Genomic DNA, 12,751 nt, shown 5'->3' with positions numbered 1-12,751 from the left:
CGAGGAGCAGTAGTGATCAAGCCCTACAAGGCAGCGCTCATCCAGCAGGAGACCCACGTCATCGTCGACCCCAGGACCCGGGACGAGATGATCGAGAAGAACCTGAACCGGATCTTCGAGCTGCTGCACTGGACGTTCAACCGGGTCGGTGAGATGCGCCTGGCCGCGGTGTCGGAGTACAGCCTCATCGGCCAGTTCCGTCCGCGGAGTGTGGACGAGTGGCTGGAGCTCGCCGAGACCATCCCGGGCCCCGTGACGGACCGGATCGCGGACAAGACCCGTGAGCTGGGCTGTTACTTCGTCGGCAACCTCTACGAGCGCGACGACGAGTGGCCCGGCCGGCTGTGGAACACCAACTTCATCATCGACCCGCACGGCGAGATCATCCTGAAGTACCGCAAGAACAACGGCCCGAACAACCTCAACACCGTCTACACCGGGCCGGGCGACGTCTTCACGGAGTACACCGAGAAGTACGGCGACCTCAGCATGTTCCCGGTCGTCGACACCGAGATCGGCGTCCTCGGCACTCTCACCTGCACCGACATCATCTTCCCCGAGATGGCCCGCGCCCTCGCCCTGCAGGGCGCCGAGGTCCTCATCCACCCGACCGCCGAGCCGTGGTCCGACGTCGACGCCAAGTGGGACGTCTTCCGGCGCTCGCGGGCGTACGAGAACCTCGCGTACTTCCTGTCGGTCTGCGCCGGCGGCTTCCTCGGCTCGGACCGGCCGCGCTCGGGCTACCGAGGCCACTCGCAGGTCGTCGACCACCTCGGCAACGTCCAGTCCGTCGCCGCCGGTCCCGGCGAGGCGGTCTGCGTGGCCACCATCGACGTCGACGCCGTCCGCGAGATCCGATCGCGCAAGCCGGGCGACAGCGGTCATGAGTGGAACCAGCTCGTGGAGCTGCGCACCGACCTGTTCGCCGAGGTGTACCGCCAGGCCAAGCGGTGGCCGAACGACGAGTGGTCCGACAAGCTCCTGAAGTCGACCACCGAGACCCGCGCGTACGCCCGGGACATGATCGACCGGCTGGTCTCCACCGGGCACCTCAAGCGGTCCAACATCGACATCTTCGAGAACGGCGCGTGACCATGCCCTCCGACGCACTGCTCGAGGCACGGGGCCTGCGGCTCGGGCACCGCAGCCGCCGCAAGGGGACGCTCACCCTCGCCGTCTCCGACCTGAACCTCCAGGTCATGGAGCACGAGTTCGTGGTGATCGTCGGCCCGAGCGGCTGCGGGAAGACCACCTTCCTCGAGTCGGTCGCCGGGCTCGTCCCGGTGGCCGGCGGCGACCTGGAGCTGGCCGGCCGGCCCATCACCGGGCCCGGCCCCGAACGCTCGCTGGTCTTCCAGCACGCCTCGCTGTACCCCTGGCGGACCGTGCTGTCCAACGTACGGTTCGGGCTCCAGGTCCAGGGCCGGCTGAACGCCGAGACCCGGCAGCGGTCCGAGGAGCTGCTCGACATGGTCGGCCTGCGCCACGTCGCGGGCAAGTACCCGCACGAGCTCTCCGGCGGCATGCGCCAGCGGGTCAACCTCGCCCGCGCCCTCGCCACCGACCCGACGCTGCTCCTGCTCGACGAGCCGTTCGGCGCCCTGGATGCGCAGACCCGCGACGTCCTCCAGGAGGAGCTGCTGCGGATCTGGCAGGCCGACACGGTCGGCGGCCGCAAGACCGCCCTGTTCGTGACGCACGACGTCAACGAGGCCGTGCTCCTCGCCGACCGTGTCATCGTCTTCTCCCCCGGGCCGGGGACGGTCGCGCACGTGGTCACCATCGACACGCCACGGCCGCGGAGCGTCGACTGGCGCCGCAGCGCCGAGTTCATCGCGTACGGCGACGAGATCCTGGCCGCCCTCCACCAGCAAGCACCGACGACCCCAGCGAGGGACCATGTCAACGGCGACCCGGCCACGGCCGACCACACCGAAGAACACGCCGGCGGCGGAGAGGGGCTCCGGCTGGGCCGCGCGGCACAGTAGCGGCCTGCTCGGCACCGCCGGCATCGTCATCGTCCTGCTCGCCTGGCAGATCAGCACCTCGGCCGGGCTGGTGGACGTGACCTTCAGCAGCAGCCCGTGGCGTACGGCCAAGGCCGAGGTCACGCTGTTCCGCTCCGGCGACATCTACCCCGTGCTCGGCGCCACCGGCTACGAGCTGCTGTGGGGCCTGCTGATCACCTTCGTGGCGGGCATCCCGCTCGGGCTCGTGCTCGGCCGCAGCAAGGTGCTGCACGACATGACCGAGCCGTGGGTCAACATCCTCTACTCGGTCCCGTACGTCATCTTCATCCCGATCATCATCTTCTGGTTCGGCATCAGCAACACGTCCCGCGTACTGATCATCGTCTGGGCCGGCATCCTGCCGCTGATCATCAACGTGACCACCGGCGTCCGCAATCTCGACAACGACTACAACCGGGTCGCGACGGTGTTCTGCACGCCGCGGCTGACGTTCTTCCGCACCGTCGCGCTGCCGGCGACGCTCCCGTACATCCTCGCCGGCATCCGCCTCGCGGTCGGCCGCGCGCTGGTCGGCGCGATCGTCGCGGAGCTGTTCCTGGCGAGCAAGGGCCTCGGGTTCTTCGTCCAGAACCAGACGTCCAACTTCAACATGGACGCGGCCATGGCCGGGATCGTGATCCTCGCCGTCGTCGCCCTCATCCTCAACTGGACCGTCCGCCTGATCGAGCGGCGCTTCACCCACTGGGCTGGTGCACACTGATGAGAACGCGACTCCTGCCGGGCATGGCGGCCGCCGCCGCCCTCCTGCTCACCCTCTCCGCCTGCGCCGGAAGCACGAAGAAGGTCAAGGCGGACGCCAACGGCCTGCTCCCGGTCAAGATCGGATACACCGCGCTCGGCGCGGGCTACTCCGACCTCTACGTCGCGGCCGACTACGGGATCTTCAAAAAGCACGGCCTGAACGCCCGGATCGTACGGCTCAACGACAGCTCCCAGCTCGTCCCCGGGCTCGCGAGCGGCAGCGTGCAGATCGGCGTCGGCGTCGCGCAGGACAGCGCGGCGGCCATCATGCGCGGCTCGGACCTGCGCTTCGTCGCGATGTCCGAGCCGCACTACAACCTGGAGATGTGGGCCGGCCCGAACATCACGACGTTCGCCGACCTCAAGGGCAAGAAGGTGGCGATCACCTCGCCGGGCTCCGAGAGCGACTACGGCCTCACCGCGCTGCTGCAGAGCAAGGGCATGAAGCGCTCCGACGTCACGTCCATCTTCGTCAAGGGCATCCCGGCCGAGGTCGCGGCCCTGGAGAGCGGCGCGGTGTCGGCGATCCTGACCCAGCCGCCGAACGGCACGCAGAGCCGGGAGAAGGGCGCGCACCGGCTGGCCACGCTCGCGAGCCTGCCCTTCCCGCTCGGCGCGTACACCGTGCAGGCGAGCTACCTGAAGAACAACCGCGAGGTGGTGAAGCGGTTCGTCGCGGCCGAGGCCGAGGCGCTCCAGTTCCTGCGCTCGCACAAGAAGGAGACGATGGCGAGCATCCAGAAGTACAGCGGTGTCAAGAGCCCGGCGCTGGCCGAGTACGCCTACGACTTCTTCCTCGACGTGTGGGCCACGACCCCGGCGGTGGACCCCAAGGTGATCCAGCAGGGGTTCCAGGAGGCCGCGCGGAACTCCCACGGCAAGCCGCCGGCCGACGTGACGAAGTACATCGACAACACGCTGGGCGCCTCGTGAGCTGGACCGGCTTCCTCACCGAGCGGGACCACGCCGTCCTGGCCGCCACGTCGTGGGCCAAGAGCGCGCCGTTCGGCCTGGGCACGCGGCCGGCGGTGCTCGTCGTGGACCTGTACTACGCGGCGCTCGGGTACCCCAGGGCGGACATCACGGACGCCGTGGCCGACTGGCCGAGCGCCTGCGGGCGCCCGGGATGGGAGGCTGTCGACCGTACCGCTCCCCTGCTCGACGCCGCGCGGGCCGCGGACGTGCCGGTGGTCTACTTCCACCAGGCGCCGGCCTCGTACGGGCGGTGGAACCGCAAGCCGTCCGCGCGACTGGCCCCGCGCCCGGGCGGGAAGGACCCGAACGGGATCGTGGCCGAGGTCGCGCCGCGCGACGGCGACGTGGTGCTGGCCAAGGCCGGCCCGAGCGGCTTCCACGAGACGCCGCTGGACACCGTGCTGCGCTCGCGCGGCGTCGACACCGTGCTGGTCTGCGGTGAGGCGACCAGCGGCTGCGTACGTGCGACGGCGGTCGACGCGTGCACGCGCGGCTACCGCGTCTGCGTGGTCGGGGACTGCTGCTTCGACCGGTTCGAGGCCTCCCACTGGGTGAGCCTGTTCGACCTGGACCAGAAGTACGCGGACGTGCTCTCCGCGGACCGCGCGGCGGCGTACCTGCGCGGTGCGGCCGAAGGACGAGAGGTGGCATGAGCGACTCCGAAGGCGCCCCGGCGGATCTGCGGGCCTGGCTGCGCGAGGCGGGCGATCGCGGCGAGCTACAGACCGTCGAGGGCGCCGGCTGGGACCTGGAGATCGGCGCGTTGTCCCAGGTCAACTACCGCAGGACCAATCCCAAGGCGCTGCTGTTCGACGGCATCGCCGGCTATCCGCGCGGCCACCGCGTGCTCAGCGGCACGGTCAGCAACCCGCGGCTGCTCGGGTCGGTGCTCGGCCTCGGCTGGGACCGTACGGACGCCGACCTGGTCGAGACGCTGGCCGCCCGGCCGGGCGAGTGGGCCGCGCGGGCCTCGTCGTTCGCGGCGGTTTCGGTTCCCGACGGGCCGGTGCTCGCTCACGTCGTCGCCAAGCCGGAGGTGAACCTCCTGGACTTTCCGGTGCCGCGCTGGCACGAGGGCGACGGCGGACGCTACATCGGCACCGGCTGCGCCGTCGTCACCCGCGACCACGACACGGGGCGGATCAACCTCGGCGCGTACCGCATGCAGGTGCAGGACGACGGGCGCTCGGCCAGCGTGAACATCGAGGCGGGCAAGCACGGCGCCCAGCATCTGCGCCGCTGGTTCGCGGCGGAGGGCCGCGCGCCGATCGCGGTCTCGCTCGGGCACCACCCGGCCTACCTCGTCGCCGCCGGAGTCGAGGTCCCGGCCGACGTGTCGGAGTACGACTACGTCGGCGCGATGATGGGCGCCCCCGTCCGTACGATCGCAGGCCAGGTCACGGGGCTGCCGCTGCCCCACGACGCCGAACTGGCGCTGGAGGGCTGGGTACGGCCGGACGACGTACGTCCCGAGGGCCCGTTCGGGGAGTGGACCGGCTACTACTCCGGGTCCCGCGAGCCGATCCTGACCATCGACGTGGAGCGGGTCTACCACCGCGACGACCCGATCCTGCTCGGCGCGCCGCCGGGCAAGCCGCCGCACGACTACTCCTACATGCGCACGGTGATGAAGTCGGCGATCATCACCGACGGGCTGCGCCGGACCGGCCTGCCGGGGGTACGCGGCGTGTGGGCGCACGAGGCCGGAGGGGGCCGGTCGCTGCTGATCGTCTCGATCGAGCAGCGGTATCCGGGCCACGCGCGCCAGGCCGCGTACCTGGCCGCGCAGCATCCCAGCGCGGCGTACATGAACCGCTTCACGGTCGTGGTCGACGGCGACGTGAACCCCCGTGACCTCGGCGAGGTGGTCTGGGCGATGACCGGCCGTACCGACCCGTCGGTCGACATCGAGGTGATGAAGCGCACCTGGGGCAGCCGGGTCGACCCGCTGACCCCGCCCGGCGCGATGGCGTTCAACAGCCGCGCGATCATCGACGCGTGCCGGCCGTACGAGCGCCTGGACGACTTCCCGCAGGTCGCCTCGGCGAGCGAGGAGCTGATCGCGTCGGTAACGCGCCGGTGGCCGGAGGTGCTGGGCTAGTGCGTACGGCGACCGGGCGCGGTCTCCGGTGAAGGCGGACCTGCGCGAGCTACGGCAGGAGATGGTGTTCAACGCCCTGCGCGGCAGCTCGGGCGGCTCGTCGCTGTCCTTCACGATCTTCCAGGAGCTGGCCACGGCCATCGTGGAGGGCCGGCTGCCTCCGGGCGCGGAGGTCAACTCGGCGGAGCTGGCGCGGCGTTTCAGCACGAGCCGTACGCCGGTCCGCGAGGCTTTGCTGCTGCTGGAACGCGAGGGCCTGGTCATCGTGCCCCCGCGCCGCCGCCCGTACGTCTCGCCCGTGGCTATCTCCCAGGTGAAGGAGATCTACGAGATCAGGGCGAGCCTGTACGCGCTGGTCAGCGAGCTCGTGGTGGAACGGGCGACGGATGATGACATCTGCGGGCTGCTGTCGTGGCAGGCGATGCTGCAACGCGACGTGGAGGCGGGCGACGTGGACGCTTATTTCTGGCACAACGTGGGCTTCCGTAATGCGGAGGCCGCTTTGTCGAAGAACGTCGAGCTTCAGCGGCGGCTGAGTTCGCTGGGGTTGCAGATGCAGCGTTTCCGGTACGTCAGCCTGTCATTGCCGGGGCGCCTGCTGCACTCGCTGTCCGACCACGAGCGTCTGGTGCGCGCTTATACGGAGCGCGACGTGGCGCTGGCGGTCGCGGTCACCCGATCCCTGGTCTTGCGGGGCTATCACGCCATCGAGCGCTCGGGCCGGTTCTAACCTGTTCCCTTCAGCCACAGCTTTGGAGGGTCACGATGGCCGTACGGGTCCGGGTCGCGAACGGTGACGTCCAGGCACTCGAGTCGTTAGCGGACTGGCTGCGCGGCGAACCGGACCTCCGTGTTCGCCCGGCTCTCGCCGCGCCGCGTCCGGGCGAGCTCGGCGCGCTGACGGAGGCCCTGGTGGTCGGGGTCGGGTCCGGGGGCACGGTCTCGATCCTCGCGACCTCCCTGAAGACGTGGCTCGCCCACCCGCGCCGGTCCGACATCCGCATCGTCGTCGAGGGCACGGACGACCGCCGGATCGAGATCGACGCCCGGCGCGCGGACGCCGAGGACGTCGAACGTCTCCTCCGGACGATCATCGACGGCCGGGACGCGGAGTAAGCGTCAATTCGCTCCACGAGGAGACGAACGGCGACGCTCCCGCGCCTCATGTCATGCCATGGGTGTGGACGACGGCTCCGGCGGCCGGCCGCTCACTGCGGCCGGCGTGGCGGATCGTTCTGGGAAAGCGGAGTGACCGAGAGCATCGACCACGGCTCGGTGCCATCCCGGGGGCGGCTCAGAACCAGCCTGAGGTCTCGATGGCGCGGAAGCCCGCGTTGATGATGGACTTGGTGATGGCGACCGCCAACGCCGTGTCGCGGTCGGCGTAGGCCATCATCAGGCGGTCGTGGTCGTCCAGGGAGCGCTTCAGCCGGCCCGGGAACGACAGGCTCAGGTGGCGGAGCTGCAGCGTGCGCAGGCCCAGCGAGCCCAGGGTGCGGATCAGCTGCCGGTTGCCGGTGATCTCGGCCTCGGCCTGGCGGAAGGCCACGTTGTGCCAGAAGTACGCGTCGACGTCGCCCCGTTCGGCGTCCGCGCGCAGCTCCTCCTGCCGTTCGGCGAGGACGGCCAGGCTCTCGTCCTTCGCCTCGCGGACGATCAGCTCGCTGACCAGGCCGTGCAGGCTCGCGCGTACCTGGTAGATGTCGCGTACCTGCTCAAGGGTGACGAGCGCTACGCGGGGGCGGCGGCGCGCCGGGATCTCCACCAGGCCCTCGCGCTCCAGTGTCAGCAGCGCCTCGCGTACGGGGGTGCGGCTGCTGCCGTAGCGGCGGGCCAGGTCGACGGAGTTGAGGTCGGCGCCCGGGGGCAGCTTGGCGAGGATGATCTGCATCGCGACGTCCTCGACGATGTGGTCGACCAGCGAGGTGTTCGGCCGTCCCTCGCGGAGCAGCGCGGCGAGCATGCCCTGGCCGGGCGACGGGCCCGGGGCGAGCGGCTCCTCGGCGGTCATCGGATCCTCACGGCGTGTCCTTGACGGCGGTGCCGTCGCGCAGGACGTCGAGCATCTGCTGGGCGGCGCGCGGGTGGCCGGCGCCACGCAACCGTACCGCGGCGATCCGGCGGCACGGCGCCGGTGCGGCGATCGGCACGGCCACGACCTCCGGGTGCCGGGCGATCAGTGAGAGGCGGGGTACGGCGCTGATGCCGATCCCGGCCGCGACCAGGCCCTGCGCGGACTGGTAGTCCTCCGTCACGAAGCCGACGTCGGGCTCGAAACCGGCCAGCCGGCACATCGTCACGAACGCCTCGTCGTACGGCGGCCGGTGGGAGCGGACCACCCACGTCTCACCGGACAGGTCCGCCAGGTCGACGGCGGGCTCCTCGGCCAGCGGGTGGTCCAGCGGGAACAACACGCACAGCGGGTCGTCGGTCAGGTGGATCCGGTCGATGTCGGCGGCGAACATCCGCGGGGCGAAGTCGTAGTCCCACACGAGCCCCAGGTGGACGTCGCCGTCGCGCAGGCACGCCGCGATGTCGCCGGCGTGCGCCGAGCGGAGTTCGACGCGCACGTCCGGGAAGCGCTTCTGGTACTCGCGGACCACCCGCGGAATGAGGTCGGCGCCCGCGGTCGGGAACGCCGCGAGCCGTACGCACGCGTGGCGGGCGGTGAGGTCGCGCATCTCGCGCTCGATGCCGGCGATGCTCCCCAGCAGTACCGTGCTGCGCTCGGCGAGGACGCGCCCGGCCTCGGTCAGCTCCACGCCGCGCGGCCCGCGCGTCATCAGGGACAGGCCGAGCTGGCGTTCGAGCAGCGCCATCTGCTGTGAGACGGCCGAGTGGGTCATGAACAGGGACTCGGCGGCGGCCGTGAACGACCCGTGTTCGGCCACCGCCGAGAAGATCTGCAGCCGCCGTACGTCGAGCATCGCGTGTCCCCCCTCAGCCGCGTCCGCCGATCTCACCCTGCCACGGCTTGGGCGCGAGCTCGCTCACGCCCACCCGGGCGAGCGCCCGCCGCGCCGTGTGGTCGACCATCTCCTCGATGGAGACGGGCTGGGCGTAGAACGCCGGGACCGGCGGCGCGATGATCGCACCCGCCTCGGCCGCCGCGGTCATGGCCCGCAGGTGCCCGAGGTGCAGCGGCGTCTCCCGTACGAGGAGCAGGAGCGGCCGGCCCTCCTTGAGGCACACGTCGGCGGCACGGCTGATGAGATCGTCGTCGTAGGTCCAGGCGATCGCGCTGAGCGTCTTGATCGAGCAGGGGGCGACCAGCATCGCGTCGACGGGAAAGGACCCCGAGGCGATGGTCGCGCCGACGTCGGCCGGGCGGTACGTCACGTCGGCGAGCGCCTCGGCCTCGCGCGCCGAGACGCCGCACTCCTGGCGCAGCGTCATCGCCCCGGCGCGGGACACGATGAGGTGCGTCTCGATCCCCGGCTGGTCGCGCAGCAATGTGAGCATCCGCAGGCCGTACGGCGCGCCGCTGGCGCCCGTGATCGCGACGATGATCTTCCGCGTCACGTCCTCGTGGGGACCCGTCACCGCACCTCACCTCGACGGATGAATGTCCAGGTCATCACACCATGTCCATTCAAACAGTCGCCACATACGGGATGTAAGTCCTACTAACCGCTCCCCCCGGCAAACGCCGCTTGTGGGGGCCGTGAGGGGTCCTTAGCGTCGCTGGCAGAAGGCGAAACGCGAAGAGAGGACCCCGTGACCGGACCGATCGGGCCGACCAGAGCCGCCATCGACGTCCACGCCCACGTCGTCCCCCCGTCGCTGCTGGCGGGCCTGTCCTCGGCGCCGATCCACGGCTTCACCGCCGAACGCGTCGAGCGGGGCTGGGTCGTCACGGTCCCCGGCTCCGGCCCGACCCGCCCGGTCGGCGCCCGGATGACCGAGGTGGGGCCGCGCCGCACGTGGATGTCCCGTACGGGGGTCTCCGAGCAGATCCTCTCCCCGTGGATGGACGTGCAGTCCGGCGCCCTGGAGCCTGGGGCCGCGCGGGACTGGGCGAACCGGCTCAACGACGCGATGGCCGAGACGGCCGCCACGCTGGGAAACGGCACCCGCGCGCTGGCTACCGTGGCGACCTGCGACGGTGAGAGCGCGGTCGAGGGCCTGGAGGACGTACGGGCACGGCCCGAGATGGCGGGGGTGCTGCTCAACACCGCCCCGCGCGAGGGCGCCGCGCTGCACGACCCGGAGTTCGCGGACTTCTGGGCGGCCGCGGAGCGGTACGGCGTACCGATCATGTTGCACCCGCCGACCTGCGGTCCCTCGAACGCCCTCCCGACGCTCGGCGGCATGGGCAACGTGCACGGCCGGCTGATCGACAACACGCTCGCGGTGACCGAGCTGATCCTGCACGGCCTGCTCGACCGGCACCCGGGGCTGACGCTGGTCCTCGTGCACGGCGGAGGGTTCCTGCCCTACCAGGCGGCCCGTCTCGACGGCGGCTACCGGACGAAGGAGATCTTCGCCGGCGAGCTGGCGCGCGGCCTGCCCTCGGCCTACCTGCCGTCCCTGTACTACGACACGGCCGCGCTCTCCGCGCCCGCGATCGCCTTCCTGACCCGCCTCGCCGGGGCGGACCGGGTCCTCCTCGGCAGCGACTACCCCTTCGCGCTGTCCGACCCCGAACCGGTGCGGACCGTCCTCGACGCCGGCCTCACGCCGGACGAGACGGCGGCCGTCCTCGGCGCCAACGCCGACACGATCTTCCGGAGGCCCTCATGAGCGAACGATCGGTCGAGACGGCGTACGGGCGGTTCGCCGTCCGTACGCACGGATCGGGCGAGCCGGTGGTCCTGCTCCACCCGCTGGCGCTGTCCGGCGCGCTGTGGCGGCCCCTCGCCGACGCCCTGGGCGAGGACTTCGAGGTGTTCTCGCTCGACCTGCGCGGGCACGGCGAGAGCGGATGGGACGGCCGGCCGTTCTCGATCGAGGACATGGCCCGCGACGTCGCCGCGGTGCTCGACGCGCTCGAACTCCCCTCCGCCGGACTGCTCGGCATGTCGATGGGCGGCAGTGTCGCGGTCACGTTCGCCGGGCTGTTCCCCGAGCGCGCCCGTTCCCTCATCCTGGCCGACACCACCGCCTGGTACGGCGAGAACGCGGCCACGGCCTGGGCCGAGCGCGCCCGCCGCGCCGCCGAGGTGCCGCGGGCCGAGCAGCTCCCGTTCCAGATCGACCGCTGGTTCTCCCCCGCCTTCCCGGATCGCGAGCCCGCGGAGGTCGACCGCGTGACGCAGATCTTCCTGCGGACCGACAGCCGGGCCCACGCCGCCGCGTCCCTCGCCATGGGCCGCCTGGACGCCCGCCCCCTGCTGTCCGCCGTACGGGCCCCGGCGCTGGTGATCGTGGGCGAGGACGACTACGCGACGCCGCCCGCCATGGCCGGCGGGCTGGCGGAGGGCATCCCCGGCGCCACGCTGCTGTCCCTGCCCGGCCTGCGCCACCTGTCCCTCGTCGAGCGGCCTGAGCTGGCCGACGTCGTACGCCGGGTGTTCGCCGGCGATCCGGTCGCCGGAGACCCGCGGTGAAGCCCGGCCGGTTCGCCTACCACGCGCCGCGTGAGCTGGACGAGGCGCTCGCGCTGCTGAAGGAGTACGGCGACGACGCGAAGGTGCTGGCCGGCGGCCAGAGCCTGATGCCGATGCTCAACTTCCGGCTCGCCCGCATCGACCACCTCATCGACGTCAACCGGCTCGGCGGCGGGCTGGACGAGCCGCGCGTCGAGGCGGACACGATCACCATCCCGGCCCTGGTCCGGCAGCGGCAGGTGGAGCGCTCCCCCGAGCTGACGCGCGCGCTGCCGCTGCTCGCGAGCGCGCTGCGGCAGGTCGCCCACCCGCAGATCCGCAACCGCGGCACGGTCTGCGGGAGCCTCGCGCACGCCGACCCGGCGGCGGAGCTGCCGAGCGTGATGACGGCCCTGGACGCCAGATTCACGGTCGTCTCGGCGGACGGCGTCCGTACGCTCGGCGCCGCCGACTTCTTCCTGTTCCACCTGACCACCGCGCTGGAGGCGGAGGAGCTGCTGCTGGAGGTCACGATCGACCGGCCACCGGCGGGCACCCACTCGGCCTTCCGTGAGTTCGCCACACGGCAGGGCGACTTCGCGCTGGCGGGCGTCGCGGTGACCTGCGGGCTGGACGACGACGGCGTCGTCACCGGCTGCCGCGTGGCCGCGGCGGGCATCGCCCCGACGCCCCGGCGCCTCACCGCCGTCGAGGGCCTGACCGTCGGGAACCGGCTCGACGACGCGCTGCTGGCCGGGGCCGAGGCGGCGGCGCGCGCGGAGATCGACCCGACGAGCGACATCCACGCGAGCGCCGCGTACCGCAGGCGCCTCACCGGCGTCCTGGTCCGGCGGGCGCTCGCCGACGTACGGGAGGCCGCCCATGCCTGACAGCGAAGGTCACCGGATCTCGGTCACCGTCAACGGCACCGTACGGGAGGAGACGGTCGGCGACCGCCTCACCCTCGCCGACTTCCTGCGCGAGCGGCTGCGGCTGACCGGCACGCACCTGGGCTGCGAGCACGGCGTCTGCGGCGCCTGCACGGTGCTGGTGGACGGCGACGCGGTCCGCTCGTGCCTGATGCTCGCGGTGCAGAGCGACGGCGCGGAGATCGAGACCGTGGAGAGCCTCGCCGTGGACGGGGAGCTGAACCCACTGCAGCGGGCGTTCGCGCGCAACCACGCCCTGCAGTGCGGCTTCTGCACCTCGGGGTTCCTGATGAGCGTGACCGCCGCGCTCCGGGAGGGGCCGGTCCGCGACGAGGAGCAGGCCCGCGACGTGCTCAGCGGCAACATCTGCCGCTGCACCGGATACACCGGCCTCATCAAGGCCGTCGCCGAGGCCGGCGCCGAGCGGAAGGACACGGTCAGGTGACC

At 71.6% G+C, this 12,751-nt stretch carries 15 protein-coding genes; 12 read left to right on the top strand and 3 right to left on the bottom strand.

Annotated elements, in window-relative coordinates:
• Nucleotides 1-12: 12 nt before the first annotated feature.
• From QWU11_RS01320 to QWU11_RS01285, 8 genes are read left to right on the top strand one after another with little or no spacing between them, the layout of a single operon-like run.
• On the top strand, nucleotides 13-1,092 hold the full coding sequence (locus tag QWU11_RS01320) for a nitrilase-related carbon-nitrogen hydrolase (RefSeq protein ID WP_290103081.1): 1,080 nt from the start codon (nucleotides 13-15) through the stop codon (nucleotides 1,090-1,092).
• Between the two features lie 2 nt (nucleotides 1,093-1,094).
• Nucleotides 1,095-1,988, top strand: coding sequence for an ABC transporter ATP-binding protein (locus QWU11_RS01315; RefSeq protein WP_290103327.1), 894 nt, complete (start codon nucleotides 1,095-1,097; stop codon nucleotides 1,986-1,988).
• Entirely contained in the window at nucleotides 1,900-2,730 is an 831-nt protein-coding gene (locus QWU11_RS01310; protein ID WP_290103080.1) for an ABC transporter permease, read from the top strand. The genes QWU11_RS01315 and QWU11_RS01310 overlap by 89 nt, the downstream gene beginning before the upstream one ends.
• Nucleotides 2,730-3,704, top strand: coding sequence for an ABC transporter substrate-binding protein (locus QWU11_RS01305; RefSeq protein WP_290103079.1), 975 nt, complete (start codon nucleotides 2,730-2,732; stop codon nucleotides 3,702-3,704). Before QWU11_RS01310 ends, QWU11_RS01305 begins: the two co-directional genes overlap by 1 nt.
• Complete coding sequence (locus QWU11_RS01300; protein WP_290103077.1) at nucleotides 3,701-4,399, top strand: isochorismatase family protein; 699 nt, start codon at nucleotides 3,701-3,703, stop codon at nucleotides 4,397-4,399. The genes QWU11_RS01305 and QWU11_RS01300 overlap by 4 nt, the downstream gene beginning before the upstream one ends.
• Nucleotides 4,396-5,847 carry a UbiD family decarboxylase gene (locus QWU11_RS01295; RefSeq protein WP_290103076.1) on the top strand — a complete coding sequence of 484 codons (1,452 nt, stop codon included), beginning with the start codon at nucleotides 4,396-4,398 and terminating at the stop codon, nucleotides 5,845-5,847. The genes QWU11_RS01300 and QWU11_RS01295 overlap by 4 nt, the downstream gene beginning before the upstream one ends.
• A 28-nt stretch (nucleotides 5,848-5,875) precedes the next feature.
• Nucleotides 5,876-6,577 carry a GntR family transcriptional regulator gene (locus QWU11_RS01290; protein WP_290103075.1) on the top strand — a complete coding sequence of 234 codons (702 nt, stop codon included), beginning with the start codon at nucleotides 5,876-5,878 and terminating at the stop codon, nucleotides 6,575-6,577.
• A 35-nt stretch (nucleotides 6,578-6,612) separates the two neighbouring features.
• Nucleotides 6,613-6,963: a hypothetical protein gene (locus tag QWU11_RS01285; protein WP_290103074.1), complete on the top strand. Its 351-nt coding sequence runs from the start codon at nucleotides 6,613-6,615 to the stop codon at nucleotides 6,961-6,963.
• Between the two features lie 178 nt (nucleotides 6,964-7,141).
• Here QWU11_RS01285 and QWU11_RS01280 read toward each other — a convergent pair whose 3' ends face one another.
• The 3 genes from QWU11_RS01280 to QWU11_RS01270 are packed head-to-tail and all read right to left on the bottom strand — an operon-like array spanning nucleotide 7,142 to nucleotide 9,390.
• Nucleotides 7,142-7,858, bottom strand: coding sequence for a GntR family transcriptional regulator (locus tag QWU11_RS01280; RefSeq protein WP_290103073.1), 717 nt, complete (start codon nucleotides 7,856-7,858; stop codon nucleotides 7,142-7,144).
• A 7-nt stretch (nucleotides 7,859-7,865) separates the two neighbouring features.
• The gene (locus QWU11_RS01275) at nucleotides 7,866-8,774 is read right to left on the bottom strand and encodes a LysR family transcriptional regulator (protein WP_290103072.1); all 909 of its coding nucleotides are present in this window, start codon (nucleotides 8,772-8,774) and stop codon (nucleotides 7,866-7,868) included.
• Nucleotides 8,775-8,787: 13 nt separating this feature from the next.
• On the bottom strand, nucleotides 8,788-9,390 hold the full coding sequence (locus tag QWU11_RS01270; protein WP_290103071.1) for a UbiX family flavin prenyltransferase: 603 nt from the start codon (nucleotides 9,388-9,390) through the stop codon (nucleotides 8,788-8,790).
• Between the two features lie 174 nt (nucleotides 9,391-9,564).
• Between QWU11_RS01270 and QWU11_RS01265 the strand changes: the two genes are divergently transcribed.
• The 4 genes from QWU11_RS01265 to QWU11_RS01250 are packed head-to-tail and all read left to right on the top strand — an operon-like array spanning nucleotide 9,565 to nucleotide 12,749.
• Nucleotides 9,565-10,590: an amidohydrolase family protein gene (locus QWU11_RS01265; RefSeq protein ID WP_290103070.1), complete on the top strand. Its 1,026-nt coding sequence runs from the start codon at nucleotides 9,565-9,567 to the stop codon at nucleotides 10,588-10,590.
• Nucleotides 10,587-11,396 carry an alpha/beta fold hydrolase gene (locus tag QWU11_RS01260; RefSeq protein WP_290103069.1) on the top strand — a complete coding sequence of 270 codons (810 nt, stop codon included), beginning with the start codon at nucleotides 10,587-10,589 and terminating at the stop codon, nucleotides 11,394-11,396. Before QWU11_RS01265 ends, QWU11_RS01260 begins: the two co-directional genes overlap by 4 nt.
• Entirely contained in the window at nucleotides 11,393-12,265 is an 873-nt protein-coding gene (locus tag QWU11_RS01255) for a xanthine dehydrogenase family protein subunit M (RefSeq protein ID WP_290103068.1), read from the top strand. Before QWU11_RS01260 ends, QWU11_RS01255 begins: the two co-directional genes overlap by 4 nt.
• Nucleotides 12,258-12,749, top strand: coding sequence for a (2Fe-2S)-binding protein (locus QWU11_RS01250; RefSeq protein ID WP_290103067.1), 492 nt, complete (start codon nucleotides 12,258-12,260; stop codon nucleotides 12,747-12,749). Before QWU11_RS01255 ends, QWU11_RS01250 begins: the two co-directional genes overlap by 8 nt.
• Nucleotides 12,750-12,751: the final 2 nt, after the last annotated feature.

This window comes from Actinomadura sp. DC4, from assembly GCF_030406325.1.
Lineage (GTDB): Bacteria > Actinomycetota > Actinomycetes > Streptosporangiales > Streptosporangiaceae > Actinoallomurus.
The sequence above is the reverse complement of the archived record's forward strand: the minus strand, read 5'-3'. Positions and strand labels throughout refer to the sequence as shown.